At 70.9% G+C, this 20,787-nt stretch carries 17 protein-coding genes; 13 read left to right on the top strand and 4 right to left on the bottom strand.

Going from position 1 to position 20,787, the window contains the following annotated elements; genetic code table 11:
* Positions 1-144: 144 nt before the first annotated feature.
* Positions 145-1,443, bottom strand: a complete 1,299-nt coding sequence (locus ACFU97_RS03250; protein ID WP_384250160.1) for an ABC transporter substrate-binding protein — start codon at positions 1,441-1,443, stop codon at positions 145-147.
* A gap of 128 nt (positions 1,444-1,571) precedes the next feature.
* Positions 1,572-2,873: an MFS transporter gene (locus tag ACFU97_RS03245; RefSeq protein ID WP_384250157.1), complete on the bottom strand. Its 1,302-nt coding sequence runs from the start codon at positions 2,871-2,873 to the stop codon at positions 1,572-1,574.
* An 84-nt stretch (positions 2,874-2,957) separates the two neighbouring features.
* Between ACFU97_RS03245 and ACFU97_RS03240 the strand changes: the two genes are divergently transcribed.
* The 5 genes from ACFU97_RS03240 to ACFU97_RS03220 all read left to right on the top strand — a co-directional run bounded on the left by ACFU97_RS03240 (position 2,958) and on the right by ACFU97_RS03220 (position 9,276).
* Positions 2,958-3,929, top strand: coding sequence for a LysR family transcriptional regulator (locus ACFU97_RS03240; RefSeq protein ID WP_384250154.1), 972 nt, complete (start codon positions 2,958-2,960; stop codon positions 3,927-3,929).
* 145 nt (positions 3,930-4,074) lie between these two features.
* A complete protein-coding gene (locus ACFU97_RS03235) occupies positions 4,075-5,133 on the top strand; it encodes a hypothetical protein (RefSeq protein WP_384250151.1) in 1,059 nt (352 codons plus the stop codon).
* A complete protein-coding gene (locus tag ACFU97_RS03230) occupies positions 5,133-7,328 on the top strand; it encodes a glycosyltransferase (RefSeq protein ID WP_384250148.1) in 2,196 nt (731 codons plus the stop codon). The genes ACFU97_RS03235 and ACFU97_RS03230 overlap by 1 nt, the downstream gene beginning before the upstream one ends.
* The gene (locus ACFU97_RS03225; RefSeq protein WP_384250145.1) at positions 7,325-8,641 is read left to right on the top strand and encodes an acyltransferase; all 1,317 of its coding nucleotides are present in this window, start codon (positions 7,325-7,327) and stop codon (positions 8,639-8,641) included. Before ACFU97_RS03230 ends, ACFU97_RS03225 begins: the two co-directional genes overlap by 4 nt.
* 296 nt (positions 8,642-8,937) lie before the next feature.
* The gene (locus tag ACFU97_RS03220) at positions 8,938-9,276 is read left to right on the top strand and encodes a hypothetical protein (protein ID WP_384250143.1); all 339 of its coding nucleotides are present in this window, start codon (positions 8,938-8,940) and stop codon (positions 9,274-9,276) included.
* Positions 9,277-9,302: 26 nt separating this feature from the next.
* Here ACFU97_RS03220 and ACFU97_RS03215 read toward each other — a convergent pair whose 3' ends face one another.
* Positions 9,303-9,629 carry a hypothetical protein gene (locus ACFU97_RS03215; RefSeq protein ID WP_384250140.1) on the bottom strand — a complete coding sequence of 109 codons (327 nt, stop codon included), beginning with the start codon at positions 9,627-9,629 and terminating at the stop codon, positions 9,303-9,305.
* A 256-nt stretch (positions 9,630-9,885) separates the two neighbouring features.
* On the opposite strand from ACFU97_RS03215, the gene ACFU97_RS03210 reads away from it, so the two are divergent.
* From ACFU97_RS03210 to ACFU97_RS03200, 3 genes are all read left to right on the top strand, one after another.
* The gene (locus ACFU97_RS03210) at positions 9,886-10,776 is read left to right on the top strand and encodes a hypothetical protein (RefSeq protein WP_384250138.1); all 891 of its coding nucleotides are present in this window, start codon (positions 9,886-9,888) and stop codon (positions 10,774-10,776) included.
* Between the two features lie 148 nt (positions 10,777-10,924).
* Complete coding sequence (locus ACFU97_RS03205; RefSeq protein ID WP_384250135.1) at positions 10,925-12,277, top strand: nitrate/nitrite transporter; 1,353 nt, start codon at positions 10,925-10,927, stop codon at positions 12,275-12,277.
* Positions 12,278-12,393: 116 nt separating this feature from the next.
* Positions 12,394-13,554, top strand: a complete 1,161-nt coding sequence (locus ACFU97_RS03200) for a uroporphyrinogen-III synthase (protein WP_384250132.1) — start codon at positions 12,394-12,396, stop codon at positions 13,552-13,554.
* 81 nt (positions 13,555-13,635) lie between these two features.
* Here ACFU97_RS03200 and ACFU97_RS03195 read toward each other — a convergent pair whose 3' ends face one another.
* Positions 13,636-14,163: a DUF1772 domain-containing protein gene (locus tag ACFU97_RS03195; protein WP_384250129.1), complete on the bottom strand. Its 528-nt coding sequence runs from the start codon at positions 14,161-14,163 to the stop codon at positions 13,636-13,638.
* Between the two features lie 174 nt (positions 14,164-14,337).
* Between ACFU97_RS03195 and ACFU97_RS03190 the strand changes: the two genes are divergently transcribed.
* From ACFU97_RS03190 to ACFU97_RS03170, 5 genes are all read left to right on the top strand, one after another.
* The gene (locus ACFU97_RS03190) at positions 14,338-14,934 is read left to right on the top strand and encodes a CGNR zinc finger domain-containing protein (protein ID WP_384250127.1); all 597 of its coding nucleotides are present in this window, start codon (positions 14,338-14,340) and stop codon (positions 14,932-14,934) included.
* 329 nt (positions 14,935-15,263) lie between these two features.
* Positions 15,264-15,785 carry a sigma-70 family RNA polymerase sigma factor gene (locus ACFU97_RS03185; protein ID WP_010039908.1) on the top strand — a complete coding sequence of 174 codons (522 nt, stop codon included), beginning with the start codon at positions 15,264-15,266 and terminating at the stop codon, positions 15,783-15,785.
* Positions 15,785-16,606: an anti-sigma factor family protein gene (locus ACFU97_RS03180; protein WP_384250124.1), complete on the top strand. Its 822-nt coding sequence runs from the start codon at positions 15,785-15,787 to the stop codon at positions 16,604-16,606. Before ACFU97_RS03185 ends, ACFU97_RS03180 begins: the two co-directional genes overlap by 1 nt.
* Before the next feature lie 69 nt (positions 16,607-16,675).
* On the top strand, positions 16,676-18,973 hold the full coding sequence (locus tag ACFU97_RS03175; protein WP_384250121.1) for a HelD family protein: 2,298 nt from the start codon (positions 16,676-16,678) through the stop codon (positions 18,971-18,973).
* A gap of 312 nt (positions 18,974-19,285) precedes the next feature.
* Positions 19,286-20,698, top strand: coding sequence for an NAD-dependent malic enzyme (locus ACFU97_RS03170; RefSeq protein WP_384250118.1), 1,413 nt, complete (start codon positions 19,286-19,288; stop codon positions 20,696-20,698).
* Positions 20,699-20,787: the final 89 nt, after the last annotated feature.

The following is a 20,787-nucleotide window of genomic DNA, read 5'->3' as shown; positions in this document are numbered from 1 at the left end:
GAAGGAAGGGGAAGAAGAGGGTAGTAAGAAAGGGGGGGGGGCGGGGAGAAGGGAAAGGGGTGGATGGGTGGGGGGTAGGGGGGGGGAGGGGGCGGGAGCCCGGCTGTTGGCCGACGGCCCGCGCACCCCGTTCGACGGTCACCGTCATTGCTTCGGCGCGCCCTTGTCGTAGGCCTGCTGGAGGGCGTCGAGATACGCGTCCGGCTTCTCGCCGCCCGTCATCAGCTTCTGCGTCTCGGAGACCAGGACGTCGTAGAAGCCGTTGACCGGCCAGTCCGGGTAGAACGCGAGCCCGTCCCGGCCGCTGACGGTGTTGAAGTTGGAGATCAGCTCCTTGGACTTCGGGTCGGTGATGGCGGCGGTGTCGGCCGCGACGGGGATGCCGCCCTTGTTGCCGAGCAGGTTCTGGATCTTCTTCGACATGGTGATGTCGATGAAGTCGTAGGCCAGTTCCTTGTTCTTGGCGTTCTTCGGGACGACCCAGAGGTTGCCGCCGGAGCCCGGGGTCAGGTTCGAGCCGGGCCACAGGGTGGAGTCCCAGTCGAACTTGGCCTCCGTCTGGAAGCGGCCGTACCACCAGCTGCCGGAGAACAGGATCGGAGACTTGCCCTGGATGAAGGAGACGCCCGCGTCCTCGGCCTTGGTGCTGGTGGACTTCTTGCTGATGTAGCCCTTCTTCACCCAGTCCGCGAAGGTGGTCGCGCCGTACGTCCAGGCCGCGTCGTGGAAGTCGGTCCTGCCCTTGTACAGCTCGTAGGAGTCGACCCACGAGCGGTCGGCCTTGGAGAGGGCGAGCTGGTACAGGTACTGCTGCGCCATGTACTCGGCGCCGGCGTTGGCGAGCGGGGTGACGCCCTTCTTCACGAAGGCGTCCATGGCCGCCGTGAGCTGCGCGAACGTCTTCGGCTCGGCGATGTTGTACTTCTTGAAGAGGTCCTTGTTGTAGTAGACCATCGTGTACTCGGCGTAGTTGGGCACGCCGTACCACTTGCCGGAGCCCATCACGCCGTTCGTGTCGTACCGGCTGGTCGTGGCCACGCCCGCGCTGAGCTTCTTGTCCCAGCCGTGCTGGGCCGCCTCGGCGCTCAGATCGGTGAGCAGGCCCTGCTTGGCGAGCTGTCCCGCGGTCGCGTTGCCCTTGTTGTACTCCATGATGTCGGGCGCGTCCGAGGAGTTGAGGATCATGGGCGCGGTCTTCTGGATCTGTTCGAAGCCCTTCTCCTCGAACTTCACCTTCACGCCCGGATGCTTCGCCTCGAACTCCTTGATCGCCTCTTTCCAGGCCACGCCCATCGCGCTGTCGGGGCCTTCGTAGTGCCAGAGCCGGAGCGTCTTGGCGTCGGAGGACGAACCTCCGTCCGAGCCGCCGCAACCCGCCATGACCAGCGATCCACCCAGGATCGTGGCCGTGATCGTCATCACACGCCTTCGTGCCGTCAACATCCCTGCCTCCAGGAGAGCCGGACAGGTATCAGTGCGCCACGCGGCGATCCTGCCCTCGTGTCGAATCGATTCGATGCGTGACGTCGAAGCGCTTCGACGGGCGAAGGTAGGTGGGGTCGGCGGGCCCGTCAATGCATCGGACGGGAAATCCTGTTCGGATCTGTGGGGATGCGGTGGGCGAGGGAGATCATCAGGGCCACCGCCGCGGCCGTCGCGGGCACCCCGAACCCGGCCTCGGGCGAGAGGTGGTCGACCGTCCAGCCGCCGGTCGCGGAGCCGCAGGCGATACCGCCGAGCAGGCCCGTCACGGCGAGCGTCATGCCCTCGTTCAGCCGGCCCTCGGGGGTGCGCCGCTGCACCAGCGTCATGGTCGTGACCATGGTCGGGGCGGTCGCCATGCCGGCGACGAGCAGGGCACCCGCGAGCAGCAGGAGCGAACCGGTGAGGGAGGCGGCGAGCAGGGGGAGGGTGAGCAGGGCCGTCATCGCCGCGACGCACCACGGCAGCCGGGCGGCGGCGGGCCCGGTCAGCGGCAGCGCGCCGAACAGCAGCCCGGCAGCGCACGAGCCCGCCGCCTGCAGCGCGAGCACGACGCCCGCCGCCGAGCGGTGCCCCTGCTCGTCCGCGAAGGCGATCGTGACGACCTCCGTGGACCCGAACACCGCGCCCGTCGCGAGGCAGACGGCGAGCAGCGGGGGCATGCCGGGGGCGCGGAACGGGGACCGGGCGCGGGTGTGCGGCCGTACCGGCGGCTCGGTCGAGCGCTGTGCCGCGAACAGCAGCATGCCGCTCAGCAGCAGCACCGCCCCGGCCAGCGTGCCCGCCTCCGGGAAGAACGTGCCGCACAGGAAGGCCGCGAGCACCGGGCCGAGCATGAAGCACAGCTCGTCGGCGGCCTGTTCGAAGGAGTTCGCGGTGTGCACTGCACGGTCGTCGCCCTTGAGCAGATGGGCCCAGCGGGCGCGGGACATGCCGCCGGTGTTCGGGGTCGTGGCGGTGGCGGCGTAGGAGGCGAACAGGGTCCAGGCGGGGGCGCGCAGATGCACGCACAGGACGAGGGCGAGCGAGCCGAGCACGGCGAGGGCCGTCGCCGGTACGGCGATCCGCGCCTGGCCGTGCCGGTCGACGAGCCGCGCGGTCCACGGCGCCACCACCGCGGTCGCCGCGAGACCGGTCGCGGTGACGGCGCCGGCGAGCGCGTACGAGCCGCGCGCCCCGGCGATCATCACGACCGCGCTGAGGCTGAACATGCCCATGGGCAGCCGGGCCAGCAGGTTGCCGGCGGTGAAGGCGCGGGCACCGGGGACGGTGAAGAGGCGGCGGTAGGGGCCGGGCGGGCGGTGGCCGGTACGGGGGCGGAGGTCGACGGCGACGAGGGTGTCGGCGGTGACGGTGAACAGCAGGTCTTTCCGGGGCGTCGGCTGCGGCATGGCCACCACCGTCGCGCGTACCCGATCAAGGGGTCCAACACCTTCTGCGTACCGATTGACGCACTCCTGTTGTAAGTTCGCCGGATGCCCGCGTCCGGTCACCTCGACCCCCGCCTCCTGCGCGCCTTCGTCACCGTCGCCGAGGAGCTGCACTTCACCCGCGCCGCCGCCCGGCTCTACGTCGCCCAGCAGGCGCTCAGCCGGGACGTGCGGCGGCTGGAACGGGAGCTCGGCACCGCTGTGTTCGTGCGCTCCACCCGGCAGGTCGCGCTGACCGCCGACGGCGAGCGGCTGCTGCCGTACGCGCGAAGGGTGCTGGACGCGCAGGACGCGCTGCTCGCCGCCTTCGGGCAGGCGCGGCCCCTGCTGGTCGACCTCAACTACCGGGACCAGGTGACCGCGCGCCGCGTGCTGCACCGGGCCCGTGAACTCGCCCCCGACCAGGAGCTGATGGCCCGCTACGAGAGCGGCCTGACCGGCGCCGCCGGCGAGCTGCTCGCGGGGCGGCTCGACGCGTCCTTCGGGCGGTTCGCGGGCCTCGACCCGGCGCTGCGGTCCGGCCTGGAGCACCAGCTCGTGCGCTACGAGCCGATGGCGGTCGTGCTGCCCGCGGACCACCGGCTGGCCGCGCGCGAGGCGGTGCCGCTCGCCGCGCTCGCGGGGGAGACGGTGTACGCGGGGGCCGGGAACCCGCGGACGACCGAATGGACCGATCTGGCTCGGCGATTGTTCGACGGTCGTGGCATCGATATCGCGCCGCCCGTTCCCCTGGCCGTCGGGGACGAGGAATTCCAGCGGATCATGGCCAAGGCGCGGAACCCGATTCTGGCGGTGGTGGATTTTCCGGCCATGCCGGGAACGATCAGGCGGCCTCTGGTGGACCCTGTTCCTTTGTCACCCGTGTCGCTTGTATGGCGGAAGGGCCTGGTGCACCCCGGATTCGACGCGCTTCGACGGGCGGCGCGTGAGTTGTCGGCCGCGGAAGGGTGGCTTCAGGTACCGACTGATGGGTGGTTTCCAGCCATCGATGCGGCTCTCAGCCGTCCCATTAATTGACACGTGGCCAACACAGGACCTGCCCGTGCGCTACATTCTTCGTCCGAGCACGTTGTGGTAAAGGGGGCGCTCGAATCCAGTGGGGGCTGGGTTCGGTCGACGTGTGCTCGAGTCGTACGCGCACCCGGAACAGTCCCGTGGGGGGATGTGCGTGCATGTGAAAAAGTGGCGGAAAGACGCCCAACTGGAATGGCCCGAGCCTGCATCAGGGACCCAGGTCGTTCCGACATCGGGGGACGTCGGCGGAGAGTCGACCACCCAGTCGTTTCCGGACACCCGGGCAAGCGGAGTCTCTCGTGGGGACTTCGCCGGCCTCGGCCCCGGGGACTTCCCCGACCTCGACCGCAAGCAGCCGCCGACCGACAGCACCGAGGTGCTGACCGGCGGCTCCAGAGCCGTGGCCGGATACGGCAGAGCCGCGGCCGGGCACGACCGGGCCGCCGGGCTGCGCGACCCGTGGGAGCCGGTGGGCGAGTCCGCCCACTCCCACGATCCGCACGAGGTGACCGTCCAGCTCGACGCCGTGAGCCTGCACGACGCCCGGCTGCGTTCGGCCGCCGGCGAACCGGGCGGCGGCTCCGAGAGCTCCGACAGACCGGTCTTCGTCGACGAGTCGGGCCGGCGCAGCCGCCGCTTCCGCCGCCTGGGCATAGCCGTCGGCATCGCCTGCGCGGTCTACGCCGTGGTCATCGTCGCCACGCTGCTCTCCGGCAGCTCCGACGCGCCCTGGCTGCCGGTGCCCGGCCAGAAGGACGAGAAGCCGGCCGGCCAGGTCGAGCCCACCACGCGCCCCGCCGACTCGGCGGTGCCGTCCGGCACCTCCGGTCTGCCGGCCGGTGCGACGCCGACGGCCGCCGACGGTTCGACGCCGTCGCCGGGTGCGAGCGCCGCGGCTCCCGGCGCGTCCTCCGGCCCGACCACGCCGGGGGCGTCCACCTCTCCCGACGCCAAGCCGTCCAAGTCGACCAGCAAGCCGACGTCCGGCCTGGGTGACCCGAAACCGACGACGACGGCCGGCTCGACCAAGCCGGCCACCTCGGACCCGACCCCCACCGAGACCACCGTCGCGCCCACCGAGACCCCGGTCGACGGCTCGGGCGGCAACGCCCCCGTGGCCAACGACGCCGGCAGTCCCTCGCCCGTCGCCGAGGGCCCGGCCACCGCCCTCGCCTCCTTCGCGCCGTCCCCGGAGACCACCCTCTGATGGCATCCCGCACCCGCCGTCACGGGCCCGCCACCACGGCCCGTGGCGGCTCCCCGCGTCGCCGCCTGCCCATGCGCCTGCTGCTGCCCATGCTCCTGCTCGTCGCCCTGGTGGCGATGCTGATGCTGCGCGGCTACGTGCACAGCGAGATCCTCGCCGACCACCGCATCCAGCCCGAGGCGGCCACCGACAAGGTCCCGGAGAAGATCCTGGACGGCGGCCCGGTCATCGACACCCGCAGCGGCCGTACCACCAGCCTGAAGGTGCCCGACCACCGCCTGGTCCTCACCTTCGACGACGGCCCCGACCCGACCTGGACCCCCAAGGTCCTGGACGTGCTCAAGAAGCACCACGCGCACGCGGTCTTCTTCGTCACCGGCACGATGACCTCGCGCTACCCCGAGCTCGTCAGGCGCATGGTCGACGAGGGTCACGAGGTGGGCCTGCACACCTTCAACCACCCCGACCTCTCCTACCAGTCCAAGAGCCGTATCGACTGGGAGCTGTCGCAGAACCAGCTGGCGCTCGCCGGCGCGGCCGGCATCCGCAGCTCGCTCTTCCGCCCGCCCTACTCCTCCTTCGCCGACGCCATGGACGACAAGTCGTGGCCGGTGACGGAGTACATCGGCACCAAGGGCTATCTCACCGTCGTCAACAACACCGACAGTGAGGACTGGCAGAAGCCGGGCGTCGACCGGATCATCCGCAACGCCACCCCGCACGGCGGCAAGGGCGCCATCGTGCTGATGCACGACTCCGGCGGCGACCGCCACCAGACCGTCGAGGCCCTCGACACATTCCTGCCGGAGATGCAGGAGAAGGGCTACCGGTTCGACAACCTCACCGAGGCGCTCGACGCTCCCAGCGCGCTGACCCCGGTCACCGGCGTCGACCTGTGGAAGGGCAGGGCGTGGATCTTCCTGGTCGGCGCCTCGGACGACATCACCGGCGTGATGGTCGTCGCCCTCGCGGTCGTCGGCGCCACGGTCATCGGCCGCTTCGTGCTGATGCTCCTGCTGTCCGGGGCCCATGCGCGCCGGGTGCGCCGCAAGGGCTTCCGCTGGGGACCGCCGGTCACCGAACCGGTGACGGTGCTGGTGCCGGCGTACAACGAGGCCAAGTGCATCGAGAACACGGTGCGTTCACTGATGGCGAGCGAGCACCCCGTCGAGGTGATCGTCGTCGACGACGGCTCCAGCGACGGCACGGCGCGCATCGTGGAGGCGATGGGCCTGCCGAACGTGCGGGTCGTGCGCCAGCTGAACGCGGGCAAGCCCGCCGCCCTCAACCGCGGCCTGGCCAACGCCAGTCACGACATCATCGTGATGATGGACGGCGACACCGTCTTCGAACCGGCCACCGTACGGGAGCTCGTGCAGCCCTTCGGCGACCCGAAGGTCGGCGCGGTGGCCGGCAACGCCAAGGTCGGCAACCGGGACTCGATGATCGGCGCCTGGCAGCACATCGAGTACGTGATGGGCTTCAACCTCGACCGCAGGATGTACGACATCCTGCGCTGCATGCCGACGATCCCCGGCGCGGTCGGCGCCTTCCGGCGCTCGGCGCTGGAGCGGGTCGGCGGCATGAGCGACGACACGCTCGCCGAGGACACCGACATCACCATGGCCATGCACCGCGACGGCTGGCGCGTCGTCTACGCCGAGAACGCGCGGGCCTGGACGGAGGCGCCGGAGTCGGTCCAGCAGCTGTGGTCGCAGCGCTACCGCTGGTCGTACGGCACCATGCAGGCGATCTGGAAGCACCGCCGGGCGATCGTGGAGAAGGGCCCCTCGGGCCGCTTCGGCCGCGTCGGACTGCCCCTGGTGGCGATGTTCATGGTCGTCGCGCCGCTGCTCGCGCCCCTCATCGACGTCTTCCTGCTGTACGGCGTCGTGTTCGGCCCCACACAGAAGACGATCGTGGCGTGGCTCGGCGTGCTCGCCGTCCAGCTGGTCTGCGCGGCGTACGCCTTCCGCCTCGACCGCGAACGCATGACCCATCTCATCTCGCTGCCCCTGCAGCAGATCCTCTACCGCCAACTCATGTACGTCGTGCTGCTCCAGTCCTGGATCACGGCGCTCACCGGCGGCCGCCTGCGCTGGCAGAAGCTGCGGCGCACGGGTGTCGTGGAGGCACCCGGCGGCCCGGTGCCCTCCCAGCGGACGCGCAGCAGTGATCGGAGGCCCGTGGCATGACCCACGGATACACGACCGGGACCGGGACCCCGGAGTCGACGCCGGCGTACGGCGTCCAGCAGCAGCGGCCGCCGGCCTGGCCCCAGCAGCGGGCCCGGACCGGGGCACCGGCGCCCGAAGCGGCCCCGGCGCCCGAGGCCGCGCCGGCTCCCGGGACCGGGCCCGCGCCCAAGAAGCCGGGCCGGGACCGCTACCTGGACCTGCTGCGCTCGATCGCGCTGGTCCGCGTGGTCGTCTACCACCTGTTCGGCTGGGCCTGGCTGTCGGTGCTGTTCCCCTCCATGGGTGTGATGTTCGCGCTCGCCGGCTCGTTGATGGCGCGCTCGCTCAGCCGTCCGGCGGTGAGCGTGATCCGGGGCAGGCTGCGCAGGCTGCTGCCGCCGCTGTGGGCGTTCAGCGCGGTGGTGCTGGTGATGATGTTCGCCGGCGGCTACAACCCGGTGAAGGACCCGGACACCGGCGGCACCTGGGGCATCGTCGACCTGTTCAACTACCTCGTGCCGATCGGCGCTCCGCCCTACCCCTGGCATATCGGCTCCAAGTCGGGCCTGCTGGAGGACAGTTGGGCGGTGCAGGCGTGCGGCCCGCTGTGGTACCTGCGGGCGTACCTGTGGTTCGTGGTCGCCTCGCCCCTGCTGCTGTGGGCGTTCCGCCGCGTGCCGTGGGCGACGCTGCTCGCCCCGCTGGCCCTGACGGCGGTCGTCGGCACGGGCCTGGTGTCCATCCCCGGCGAGACCGGCAACGCCATCACCGACTTCACCGTCTACGGCGGCTGCTGGGTGCTGGGCTTCGCCCACCACGAGGGCCTGCTCCAGCGCGTCCCGCGCTACATCGCCGTCTCCTGCGCGACGCTGGTGATGGCCTTCGGCCTGTGGTGGGCGTCGGGCCATCTCGGCCCCGACGGCTGGGACCTCAACGACATCCCGCTGGCCCAGGCCACCTGGTCCTTCGGCTTCGTCGTGATCCTGCTCCAGTACTCGCCGTCCTGGCAGCAGCTCCCGGGCCGCCTCGCCAGGTGGGACAAGCTGGTGACCCTGGCCAACAACCGGGCCGTCACCATCTACCTCTGGCACAACCTGCTGATCATGGCCACGGTCCCGATCATCGACCAGGCCTACAACCTCCCCTTCATGCAGAGCGACCGGGCCTCCGCGACCCTCGACTCCACCTACATGCTCTGGATGTTCGTCCTCGTCTGGCCGCTGATCGGCCTGGCGATCGTCTCCTTCGGCTGGATCGAGGACATCGCGGCGAAGCGGAGCCCCCGGCTGTGGCCGAACGGGGCGAAGCGCGGGGGACGCCGGAGGGCGTGACGGGTCGATGTGGGTTCCGTGCCACCCGGCTGTCGATCGCTAAGATGCGCCAGGCATGACGGGGGCTCCGTCGCCAGGTCCAGGACCAGCCAGTTCTGCAGGGCGGGCAGCGCCACGCGGCATTCGGTCCAGTCCCCGAGGCCTGGGCCCGCGCCCTCGCCGACGAGCACCTCGACAGCGGGGCGCGGCCTCAGTGGCGTGAGGCATTCACCTCGGATCTGCTCTGGTACTGGGGCGGGGCACGGCGGCAGGGTGCCCTGTGCGCGGCCCTGCTGGCACCGGCCGACGGCGCGGTCATGGCGAGCTACACCGTGCGGGAGCTCAGAGTTCCGCCGGAGTGCCTGACCATGGCGGCGTTCCGGGCCGAGGTCGCGGGGGCGGAGGGGCCGTTCTTCGGGGAGCAGGACCTCGATGTGGTCGACCTCCCCCTCGGACCGGCACTGCGCGTCCACCGCCTGGAACCCACGGCCCCCGAGTCCGACAGCGGCGGTGTCCTTGAAGGGATGGCCCACTACGTCCTGGCGAGCCGCCACTCCACGGCGCTGGAATGCCGGCTGCTGTGGTCGACGCTGGGCTTCGGCGAGGAACTGGAGAAGGTCGCGGACGGGCTGGCGGAGTCACTCAGCCTGACGTGAAGGCAGCCCGAGCCTCTCCCGGGGGATCATGGCCAGGGGAGGAGCCAGCCGAGCTGGGCCACGACCACCGCGAGGATCAGCACGTAGACATCGAAGGCCAGCAGGGCGAACAGCTTCCGCCCGGCCGCGCCGGCGCCGACCCTGGGTGTCTCCTCGCTGCCCTTCACCATGCCGAACAACACCACCGGCAGCACCAGTCCGGTGGCCCCGCCGAGTGCGATCCCCCCGATCACCAGGGCGTTGCGCCCGTCGTCGGGGATCGCCGAGGACAGCGGTCCTGTGTCGGCCGCGTCGAGGAGAAGCGCAACCGCCGCGAAGGCGCCGAGGACCGTGGTCGCCAGAACGACGATCAACCCCAGGGCGAAGACGGCATTCCCGGCAGCGGAGCGCTGTGTTTCGAGTGCTCGGGCCTCGACTCGGCCGACATGGACTCTCCCATTCCTGTGCGGGGTCCGGTAGAGAATAACCGGGCCAGGGGCGCGGCCCCCTGTGCGTACGACGGTCAAGCCCCCGTCAAGTGCCCCAGCCGCGATTCCCTGCCGCCTCGCGTGCATGACAGACTGCCCCGGTTGCTGAAGTGAACGGCGTGTCCACGGGGGAGCAGGAGCGATGAGCAAGCGGCAGGTCCAGAAGATGCTGCGGTTGATGGCGGGCGGGGAGCCCGTCGAACTCACCAGTCCGATGGCGTCCGTGAAGAAGCTGTCCCGGCTCGCCTTCGTCGCCCAGCAGTTCGGCTACGAGTACATGGACGCCCGGCACACCGGCTCCCGCAACAACCAGCTGAAGATGCTGATCGTGCCCGACCCGAGCCCGCAGGCGCGGGCCCGGGCGGCGCAGAACTGGGCGCAGTACCCGAACGCCGGGGACGGGGTGTCCCTGCCGCCGCTCGTCCCCGACGCCCTCGAACTCCTCAAGGCCCGCATCCAGTTCGACCTCACCGGCAAGAACGCCGAGAAGCGGATGGGGTACGGAGCACTGGGGGTCACCGCCGCCTGCGCGATCGCCGGGGTGCGGGCGGGCGGCGAGGTCGTCGACTTCGTGGTGGCGGGCATCGTCTGGGTCCTGCTCATGGGGATCTTCGGCATCGGCCTGCTCGTGAACCGCAAGCGCAACGCCAAGTTCGCCCAGCGGCTCCAGGCGGCCGGCTTCATGCCGATCACGGACGAGACCGGCCGGCAGCGGTATCTGCCGCCGGGGATGCAGGCGCCGGGTGCGCAGATGCCGGGGATGCCGGGCCAGGGCAACCCCTTCGCGAACGGCCCGTACGGCGCGCAGCCGCAGCCCCAGCAGCCACCGTACGGATACCCTCAGCAGCCGCCCCAGCCCTACGGCCAGCCGCAGGGTCACGGTCAGCCCCAGCCCTACGGGCAGCCCGCGCAGGCCTCCGGCCCCTACGCCCCGCAGCAGCCGTACCCGCAGCAGCCCTACCCCCAGCAGCCGTACCCGCCGCAGCAGCCCTACCCCCAGCAGAACCCCAACTGGCAGTCGCCCCAGCGCTGAGAGCTGTTCGTAACGTACGAGCGCGGTACCTCTCATCCCGCCGGCGTGCGGGGTGAGAGCAACGTTCCCTTCCGGTCACCCGGTGCCACAGCGCGGAAACTCTGCCTCCCTAACTTCGGGACATCACCCCGGAGCACGTGGAGGCGCCATGAAAGCCGCTGGCCGCTGGATCCAGCAGTGGGATCCCGAGGACGAGACCTTCTGGAACGAGACCGGAGAGAAGGTCGCACGCCGCAACCTCCTCTTCTCCGTGCTCTCCGAGCACATCGGCTTCTCGATCTGGACCCTGTGGTCCGTGCTGGTGCTCTTCATGGGCCCGGAGTACGGGCTCACCCCGGCCGACAAGTTCCTGCTGACGTCGATGGTGACCCTGGTCGGCGCGGTCGTCCGGGTGCCCTACACCTTCGCCGTCGCGGTCTTCGGCGGCCGGAACTGGACGGTCATCTCGGCCGGCCTGCTGCTCGTGCCGAGCGTGGCCGCGTTCGCGGTCATGGAGCCCGGGACCTCCTTCTCCACCTTCCTGCTGGTCGGCCTGCTGGCCGGCATCGGCGGCGGCAACTTCGCCTCCTCCATGACCAACATCAACGCCTTCTTCCCGCTGCGGAAGAAGGGGTGGGCGCTCGGGCTCAACGCCGGCGGCGGCAACATCGGCGTGGCCGCGATCCAGCTGGTGGCCCTCGCGGTCATCGGTGCCGGCGGCGGTCCGCGGGTGCTGCTCGGGATCTACATCCCGCTGATCGTCGTCGCGGCCGTCCTCGCCGCGTCCTTCATGGACAACATCGAGAACGTGAAGAACGACACCGGCGCGGCCAAGGACGCCGCCAGGGACCCGCACACCTGGATCATGTCCGTCCTCTACATCGGGACGTTCGGTTCCTTCATCGGCTACAGCTTCGCCTTCGGGCAGGTGCTGACGAACCAGTTCGGCCGCACCCCGCTGCAGGCCACGTACCTCACCTTCGTCGGCCCGCTGCTCGGCTCGCTGATCCGCCCGGTGGGCGGCTGGCTCGCCGACAAGTACGGCGGCGCGAAGATCACCCTCTACAACTACGTGGCCATGGCCGCCGCCACCGCGGTCCTGGTCGCCGCCGGCATGCAGAAGTCGCTGCCGCTGTTCGTGAGCGCCTTCGTGGTCCTGTTCTCGCTGACCGGCATCGGGAACGGCTCCACGTTCAAGATGATCCCGGGCATCTTCCAGGCCAAGGCCCTGGCCAAGGGGCTGGAGGGCGAGGAGGCCGCCAAGTACGGGCGCCGGCTCTCCGGCGCCTCCATGGGCCTGATCGGCGCGGTCGGCGCGCTCGGCGGTGTCGGCATCAACCTGGCCTTCCGCCAGTCCTTCCTCTCCTACGGCTCCGGCACGGGCGCCTTCGTCGCCTTCCTCGCCTACTACGCGCTCTGCTTCATGGTCACCTGGGCCGTATACCTTCGAAGGGCGGCGGCGAACACCACGACGACAGCCGCCGCAGAGGCGAAGCCGCAGCTCAGCTATGCCGAGGTGTGACGTAACACCGGCGACATCAAGCCGAACCGAGCCTGTCACGGACCGTTGACAGGCTCGATCGGCATGCAGGCAGTACCGCCGTACTGCAGGCACGACGACTCTTCGGGACGAGAGCCATGTACGACGAACAGCAGCAACCCGACACCGGCCGGCACGGGCCGCTCTCCGGCTTCACGGTCGGCGTGACGGCCGCGCGCCGCGCCGACGAGCTGGGCGCGCTGCTGCAGCGACGGGGAGCCGCCGTCCTGCACGCACCCGCCCTGCGCATCGTTCCGCTGGCCGACGACAGCGAACTGCTCGCGGCGACCAAGGATCTGCTCGACCAGGCACCGGACGTGGTCGTGGCCACCACCGCCATCGGCTTCCGGGGGTGGGTGGAGGCCGCCGAGGGCTGGGGGCTCGGCGAGTCGCTGCTCGCACGGCTGCGCGAGGTCGAGCTGCTCGCGCGCGGGCCCAAGGTCAAGGGCGCGATCCGGGCCGCCGGGCTGACGGAGGACTGGTCGCCGTCGAGCGAGTCCATGGCCGAGGTGCTGGACCGGCTGCTGGAGGAGGGCGTCGACGGGCGCCGGGTCGCCGTACAGCTGCACGGCGAGCCGCTGCCCGGGTTCGTGGAGTCGCTGCGGGCCGGGGGAGCGGAGGTCGTCGGGGTGCCGGTGTACCGGTGGATGCCGCCGGAGGACATCGGGCCGGTGGACCGGCTGCTGGACGCCGCCGTCTCGCGCGGCCTGGACGCGATCACCTTCACCAGCGCGCCCGCCGCGGTGTCGCTGCTGGACCGGGCCGAGCGGCGGGGGCTGACGGCCGAGCTGCTCGCCGCGCTCCACCACGACGTGCTGCCGGCCTGCGTGGGCCCGGTGACCGCGCTGCCGCTGCAGGCCCACGGCATCGACACCGTCCAGCCCGAGCGGTTCCGGCTCGGGCCCCTTGTGCAGCTGCTCTGCCAGGAGCTGCCGGGGCGGGCGCGCTCGCTGCCCGTCGCCGGGCACCGGATGGAGATCCGCGGCCACGCGGTCCTCGTCGACGGCGAGCTCAAGCCGGTGCCGCCGGCCGGGATGTCGCTGCTGCGGGCGCTGTCGCGGCGGCCGGGCTGGGTGGTGGCGCGGTCGGAGCTGCTGCGGGCGCTTCCCGGCGCCGGGCGCGACGAGCACGCGGTGGAGACCGCGATGGCCCGCCTGCGCACGGCACTCGGTGCTCCGAAACTGATCCAGACGGTGGTGAAGCGCGGCTACCGCCTGGCACTGGACCCGGCGGCCGACGCGAAGTACGCGGACGCGTGAGGAAGGCACCCGGCGTCGGTGGCGACGTCGCTGGGGGCTTGCGGCCCCCAGACCCCCGCTTCGGCCTGAACGGCCTCGTCCTCAAGCACCGGACGGGCTGAGAGTGTCTGCCCGGTGCTCACAGGCCCCCCGAGTCATGCGGCCGTAGAGCACCAGCGCCCGCGCCAGACAGCCCAGCGCCACCGTCGTGAGCACCGCCCGCACCACGTTCCATGCCACCCACGGGTCCTCGAAGTGCGCGCGGGCCGCCGTCGGGTCGGTCATGTGGGACAGGTCGTCGTTGAGGGGGATGTTGACGGCGATCGTGGTGAGGAAGCCGAGGGCGTAGGCCGCGAGCCCCGCCCACACCCACCAGCGGTGGGGCAGGCCCCGCAGCTGCCAGGCCGACACCGCCGTCAGCAGCAGCGCGCCCAGGAAGCTGAGGAAGAAGACCGGGTTCTGGATCACGTCGTTGATGTTGCGCATCACCTCGACGTAGACCCGGTCGTCGCTGCGGGCCAGCGCCGGCATCACGCAGCACGCGAAGATGTAGTAGACCCCGGCGATCAGGCCCATGGCGACCGTGGCCGCGCCCAGTACGAGTCCCGTACTCCTGCTGTGGGTTGTCATGGAACCCAGTCAACGGACGGCGCCCGGCCCGGAACATCGCCGAGACGCGCACCCGCATAAGCGGCCGTCCACCGGCCGCCGTTCCGAGGGGTTCCGGCCGCGCGAACGGGCATGCACTGTAGAGGGATCGGTTCTCCCCCCTCTCGGGTCCCCTAGCCAGGCGGTGACAGGCACATGGCACTGGGTACGGCCACGGTCGCGTACGAGTTGCGGTTCGATGCCGGGCGGATCTGCCTGGACCTCCTCGCGACCACCCATCCCGAGGAACGGTTCGACTCCCTCGACGTGCTGCGCGCCTGGATCACCGCGGCCGGCCTCGCCCCGCCCGGCACCCCGCTCGCCCACGCCGACGCGTCCTGGCTGATGGGCTTCCGCGAACTGCGCGGACACGTGGGCGAGTTGATCCGCGGCCGGTTCGCGGTCGAGCCCCGCCCCTCGTACGACATCGCGCTCGCCCGGGTGAACGAGGCCGCCCGCGTCGCACCGCCCGCCCCGCGGGCCGCACGCACCCCGGACGGCTCCCTCGTCCGCGAGCTGGACGCGCCGCCCGAGTGCGCGCAGCTGCTGGGAGCGATCGCCCGGGACGCCGTGGAGCTGCTCACCGACCCCGTCGCCTGGGCCGGCCTGCGGCAGTGCGAGGGCGACAACTGCCCGATCGTCTACGTCGATTCGTCCCGGGGACGCAGGAGGCGATGGTGCTCCAGTGAGGTCTGTGGGAACCGGGAGAGGGTGGCCCGGCACCGCCGGAGGGCCGCGCTGGCACGCGCCTGACATCCCTTATGTCGCTTCTATGCTGTTTCTGTGAAACTGCTGTCGAAGTGATTTCGATTACACACCGTTTGCCTCAGGCGTGACACGGGCACCAGCGCAGATCTTGCCAGTGTGGCGGAAATGTAAAGATCGCCGGGTGGGAATGTGACCGCATGTCCCCCCTCGTCACGTCACGCCGCAGAAAACTGTCACCCCACTTTGAACATGGCGCGCACCACATCCGTACGTGTGGGCGAGCGACCGGCTGGGGGAACCCCCGGACATCGGAGGTGGGCGTGCGCAAGGATTCCGTCGTGGCCAATGAACGTGGATCGAGGGCCCGACATCGCATGTCCCAGCCCTCGGAACCAGATGAGGAGCTGATGCGTGCCCTGTATCGAGAGCACGCCGGACCTCTCCTTGCGTACGTCCTCCGGCTCGTGGCCGGAGACCGGCAACGCGCCGAGGACGTGGTTCAGGAGACGCTAATCCGTGCCTGGAAGAACGCCGGTCAGCTCAATCGAGCGACCGGATCGGTACGCCCCTGGCTGGTGACGGTCGCGCGTCGCATCGTCATCGACGGCCACCGCAGCCGGCAGGCCCGGCCGCAGGAGGTCGATCCGTCGCCGCTGGAGGTCATCCCCGCGGAGGACGAGATCGACAAGGCGCTGTGGTTGATGACGCTGTCGGACGCGCTGGACGACCTGACCCCGGCCCACCGGGAGGTGCTCGTCGAGACGTATTTCAAGGGGCGTACGGTCAATGAGGCGGCTGAGACGCTGGGCATCCCCAGTGGCACGGTGCGGTCTCGGGTGTTCTACGCCCTGCGGTCGATGAAGCTGGCACTGGAGGAGCGGGGGGTGACGGCGTGATGAGTGTTTACGGGGGTAACCAGGGATTCGGCACAGGTGGTTCGGGTATGTCTGGCTCCATGATGGGATCTCCGGGCCCGAGCGAGCACGAGACGGTCGGTGCCTACGCCCTCGGCATCCTGGACGACGCCGAGGCCACGGCCTTCGAGGCACACCTCGCCACCTGTGAATGGTGCGCCCAGCAGCTCGACGAGCTGGCCGGGATGGAGCCCATGCTGGCCGCCCTCGCGGACCTGCCGGGCACCGGATCGCCCGCGATCGGCGAGTCCCTCTCCGCACGGCCCAGCCCACGGCTCGCGGAGAAGCTCGTCGACGAGGTCTCCGAGCGCCGGGCGCAGAAGCGCCGCAAGGGCTTCTACCTCGTGGCGGCCGCGGCCGCGCTGATCATCGGCGGCCCGCTGACGGTCATGGCGGCCAGTGGCGGCAACGACTCCGGCACCCAGGCCACCCCGCTGGCGGCGGGCGCCAAGGCGGCCTTCGGCACCATCTCCGACAAGGTGACGGCGACCGACGCCTCCACCAAGGTCAAGGCGACCGTGGCGATGGAGAAGAAGGACTGGGGCACCTGGGGCGTCGTCGAGCTCAGCAACGTCAAGGGCCCGCTGAAGTGCTCGCTCATCGCCGTCGGCAAGAACGGCGAGCGCGAGACGATGTCGTCCTGGTCCGTCCCCAAGTGGGGCTACGGCATCCCGAACGCCAAGGCACCCGAGGCCAAGCTGCCCCTCTACGCGCAGGGCGGCGCCGCCTTCCAGCCCAACCAGATCGACCACTTCGAGGTCATGACCTTCGACGGCAAGAAGCTGGTGCAGATCGACGCGTAGCCTACGTAGCTTTGCCGGGTCCCCTTCGCGTACGGTTGACGGCTGCCCAGCACGTCAGAAGGGGGCCCGGTGGCCGCACAGGCTCAGCAGGAAACCGCGGTCGGCCCGGATCACGACTCACGTCGCGACCGGGAGATCAGCGTCGAACAGGAACACCTCGACCGGGTGTACCGGCGCCTCGAGGAGAAGATCCACGAGGCCGAGTTCCTGATGAACGACGCGGCCCAGCGCGGCCAGGTCGGCACACCCGGCGCCCTCGCCGAACGGGACGCCCAGGTCTTCCGGGCCGGCATCCATCTCAACCGCCTGAACAACGAGTTCGAGGACTTCCTCTTCGGCCGGATCGACCTGCTGCTCGGCAAGGACGGCAAGAAGGGGCCCGACGGCGCCTACACCGCCGTGGAACCCGCCGAGGGAGCCGTGCGCGAGGACGGCACGGCCGACATCGCCGAGACCCTGCACATCGGCCGGATCGGCGTCCTCGACTCCGAGTACGCCCCGCTCGTCATCGACTGGCGGGCGCCCGCGGCCGCCCCCTTCTACCGCTCCACCCCCGTCGACCCCGGCCGGGTCGTGCGCCGCCGCGTCATCCGCTCCAAGGGCCGCAAGGTCCTCGGCGTCGAGGACGACCTGATGCGCCCCGAGCTCAAGGCCTTCCTCGGCGGCGACGAGCTGGCCGTGGTCGGCGACGGCGCCCTGATGGCCGCGCTCGGCCAGGCCCGCAGCCACACCATGCGGGACATCGTCGCCTCCATCCAGGCCGAGCAGGACCTGGTCATCCGCGCCCCCGCCGCCTCCGTGACCTACGTGGAGGGCGGCCCCGGCACCGGCAAGACGGCCGTCGCCCTGCACCGCGCCGCCTACCTCCTCTACCAGGACCGGCGCCGTTACTCGGGCGGCATCCTCATCGTCTCCCCGACCCCGCTGCTGGTCGCCTACACCGAGGGCGTCCTGCCCTCGCTCGGAGAGGAGGGCCAGGTCGCCATCCGCGCGATCGGCTCGCTGGTCGACGGCGCCGAGGCCACGCTCTACGACTCCCCGTCCACCGCCCGCGCCAAGGGCTCGTACCGCATGCTCAAGGTGCTGCGGAAGGCGGCGCGGGGCGCGCTGGAGCGGGACGGCGCGCCGCAGCGGCTGCGCGTGGTGGCCTTCGGGCGCCGTCTGGAGCTGGAGGCGGAAGCGCTGGAACGCATCCGCCGCGCCGCCCTCGGCGGCACCGCGCCCGTGAACCTGCTGCGCCCGCGCGCCCGCAAGCTGCTGCTCGACGCGCTGTGGGAGCAGTCGGGCTCCGCCGCCCGCCACACCGACCCGGAACTCGCCGCCGAACTGCGCTCCTCCTTCGACGACGACATCTCCTCCGAGGACCCCTTCATCGAGTTCCTCGACGCCTGGTGGCCGGAGCTGACCCCCAGGTCCGTGCTGGAGGCGATGGCGGACGAGCGGCGCCTGGGCCGCTGGGCCCGCCGCATCCTGAACCCCGGCGAGGTCCGCCGTGTCGCCCGCTCGCTCAGACGCGACGGCCTCTCGGTGCACGACATCGCCATGCTCGACGAGCTCCAGGCGATCCTCGGCCTCCCGGCCCGCCCGAAGCGGAGGCGCGAGCTGGACCCGCTCGACCAGCTGACCGGCTTGGAGGAACTGATGCCGGTGCGCGAGGAGTCGCAGCGCGAGCGCGCCGAGCGGCTGGCGCAGGAGCGCACCGAGTACGCGCACGTCATCGTCGACGAGGCCCAGGACCTCACGCCGATGCAGTGGCGCATGGTCGGCCGCCGCGGCCGGCACGCCACCTGGACGGTCGTCGGCGACCCGGCCCAGTCCTCCTGGTCCGACGTGGACGAGGCGGCCGAGGCCCGCGACGAGGCCCTCGGCACCCGCCCCCGCCGCCGCTTCCAGCTGACCGTGAACTACCGCAACCCGGCCGAGATCGCCGAGCTGGCCGCCAAGGTGCTCGCCCTCGCCATGCCCGGCACCGAGTCCCCGGCGGCCGTGCGGTCCACGGGGGTGCGCCCCCGCTTCACGGTCGTGGAGACGTCTCTCGCACAGACCGTCCGCCAGGAGGCCGCCCGGCTCCTCGACCGCGTCGACGGCACCGTCGGCGTCGTCGTCGCCATGCAGCGCCGGGAGGAGGCCGCGCGCTGGCTCACCGGGCTCGACGACCGGGTGGTGGCCCTCGGCAGCCTGGAGGCGAAGGGCCTGGAGTACGACGCGACCGTCGTCGTCTCCCCGGCCGAGATCGCCGACGAGTCCCCGGCCGGACTGCGGGTGCTCTACGTCGCGCTCACCCGAGCGACCCAGCAGCTGACGGTGGTGTCGGGTGACCGGGACCAGCCGGACGCGGACGGCGTGCCCGACCTGCTGCGCGATTGATGAGAACCGGATGAACTCTCGGCACGGGAATGGCCCTACGGGATCTGTTTGTTAGCCTGGATGTGGCACCGGCTCGATCCAAGCCCCCGGGCCCAACCTTCGTCGCTACGAGCGACCACTTGCCGCGAGGCGAGCATGGCGGGTCGGTGCCACTTGAACTGCGGGAGGCCCGCGTCACTCACTCTGTGACGCGGGCCTCTTCTCGTCGTGAACAAAACGTTCGCAATCCGGGGCGACTAACGCCTACTCGACAGTAGGTGCGACGATCGGACGGCAAATCCAGCGTCACGGTGAAAGCAGAGGAAGTCGGCCATGGCAACGGCGCCCAGCGTCTCCTACTCGATTACGGTCCGGTTGGAGGTGCCCGCGAGCGGCACCGCGGTCTCCCAGATCACCACCGCCGTGGAGTCCCACGGAGGCTCGGTGACCGGCCTCGACGTCACCGCCTCCGGCCACGAGAAGCTCCGTATCGACGTCACGATCGCGGCGAGTTCCACGGCCCACGCCGACGAGATCGTCCAGCAGCTGCGCGGCATCGAGGGCGTGACCCTCGGCAAGGTGTCCGACCGTACGTTCCTGATGCACCTCGGCGGCAAGATCGAGATGGCGTCGAAGCACCCCATCCGCAACCGTGACGACCTGTCCATGGTCTACACGCCCGGTGTGGCCCGCGTGTGCATGGCGATCGCGGAGAACCCCGAGGACGCCCGCCGGCTGACCATCAAGCGCAACTCCGTTGCGGTCGTGACGGACGGCTCGGCGGTGCTGGGCCTGGGCAACATCGGCCCGAAGGCCGCGCTGCCGGTCATGGAGGGCAAGGCGGCCCTCTTCAAGCGGTTCGCCGGCATCGACGCCTGGCCCATCTGCCTGGACACCCAGGACTCCGACGCGATCGTCGAGATCGTGAAGGCGATCGCCCCCGGCTTCGCCGGCATCAACCTGGAGGACATCTCCGCGCCGCGCTGCTTCGAGATCGAGGCGCGGCTGCGTGAGGCCCTGGACATCCCGGTCTTCCACGACGACCAGCACGGCACCGCGATCGTCGTCCTCGCCGCCCTGACGAACGCACTGCGCGTCACGGACAAGGCGATGGAGAACATCCGGGTCGTCATGTCCGGTGCGGGCGCGGCCGGTACGGCCATCCTGAAGCTGCTGCTGGCCGCGGGTGTGAAGAACGCCGTCGTGGCCGACATCCACGGCGTCGTGCACGCGGGCCGCGAGGACCTGCGCGAGGCGCCCGCGGACTCGCCGCTGCGCTGGATCGCCGACAACACCAACCCCGAGGGCCTGACCGGCACGCTGAAGGAGGCCGTGCGCGGCGCCGACGTGTTCATCGGCGTCTCGGCCCCGAACGTGCTGGACGGCGACGACGTGGCCGCCATGGCGGACGGCGCCATCGTGTTCGCGCTCGCGAACCCCGACCCCGAGGTGGACCCGGCAATCGCCCGTCAGACGGCGGCGGTTGTGGCCACCGGCCGCTCCGACTTCCCGAACCAGATCAACAACGTGCTGGTCTTCCCGGGTGTCTTCCGCGGTCTGCTGGACGCGCAGTCCCGCACCGTCAACACGGACATGATGCTTGCGGCCGCGACGGCCCTCGCGGACGTGGTCACCGAGGACGAGCTCAACCCGAACTACATCATCCCGAGCGTGTTCAACGACAAGGTCGCGGGCGCGGTGGCGGGTGCGGTGCGGGATGCCGCGAAGGCCGCGACGGGGGCGTAATCGCCGGGGCGGCGCGGATGTGCGTAGGCTGTGAGTATCGCCACGGCAAGGCCTTGCACCGGCGCGTCGTGGAACCAGGGCCTGCCGAT

The organism is Streptomyces sp. NPDC057616 (assembly GCF_042800575.1).
GTDB lineage: Bacteria > Actinomycetota > Actinomycetes > Streptomycetales > Streptomycetaceae > Streptomyces.
This window is presented reverse-complemented; position numbering and strand designations above follow the sequence as displayed.

What these genes read in the sequence shown, in the direction of transcription:
- ACFU97_RS03250 (WP_384250160.1), bottom strand. Translation starts at nt 1,443, where the DNA reads ATGTTGACGGCACGAAGGCGTGTGATGACGATCACGGCCACGATCCTG.
- ACFU97_RS03245 (WP_384250157.1), bottom strand. Translation starts at nt 2,873, where the DNA reads ATGCCGCAGCCGACGCCCCGGAAAGACCTGCTGTTCACCGTCACCGCC.
- ACFU97_RS03240 (WP_384250154.1), top strand. Translation starts at nt 2,958, where the DNA reads ATGCCCGCGTCCGGTCACCTCGACCCCCGCCTCCTGCGCGCCTTCGTC.
- ACFU97_RS03235 (WP_384250151.1), top strand. Translation starts at nt 4,075, where the DNA reads ATGTGCGTGCATGTGAAAAAGTGGCGGAAAGACGCCCAACTGGAATGG.
- ACFU97_RS03230 (WP_384250148.1), top strand. Translation starts at nt 5,133, where the DNA reads ATGGCATCCCGCACCCGCCGTCACGGGCCCGCCACCACGGCCCGTGGC.
- ACFU97_RS03225 (WP_384250145.1), top strand. Translation starts at nt 7,325, where the DNA reads ATGACCCACGGATACACGACCGGGACCGGGACCCCGGAGTCGACGCCG.
- ACFU97_RS03220 (WP_384250143.1), top strand. Translation starts at nt 8,938, where the DNA reads ATGGCGAGCTACACCGTGCGGGAGCTCAGAGTTCCGCCGGAGTGCCTG.
- ACFU97_RS03210 (WP_384250138.1), top strand. Translation starts at nt 9,886, where the DNA reads ATGAGCAAGCGGCAGGTCCAGAAGATGCTGCGGTTGATGGCGGGCGGG.
- ACFU97_RS03205 (WP_384250135.1), top strand. Translation starts at nt 10,925, where the DNA reads ATGAAAGCCGCTGGCCGCTGGATCCAGCAGTGGGATCCCGAGGACGAG.
- ACFU97_RS03200 (WP_384250132.1), top strand. Translation starts at nt 12,394, where the DNA reads ATGTACGACGAACAGCAGCAACCCGACACCGGCCGGCACGGGCCGCTC.
- ACFU97_RS03195 (WP_384250129.1), bottom strand. Translation starts at nt 14,163, where the DNA reads ATGACAACCCACAGCAGGAGTACGGGACTCGTACTGGGCGCGGCCACG.
- ACFU97_RS03190 (WP_384250127.1), top strand. Translation starts at nt 14,338, where the DNA reads ATGGCACTGGGTACGGCCACGGTCGCGTACGAGTTGCGGTTCGATGCC.
- ACFU97_RS03185 (WP_010039908.1), top strand. Translation starts at nt 15,264, where the DNA reads ATGTCCCAGCCCTCGGAACCAGATGAGGAGCTGATGCGTGCCCTGTAT.
- ACFU97_RS03180 (WP_384250124.1), top strand. Translation starts at nt 15,785, where the DNA reads ATGAGTGTTTACGGGGGTAACCAGGGATTCGGCACAGGTGGTTCGGGT.
- ACFU97_RS03170 (WP_384250118.1), top strand. Translation starts at nt 19,286, where the DNA reads ATGGCAACGGCGCCCAGCGTCTCCTACTCGATTACGGTCCGGTTGGAG.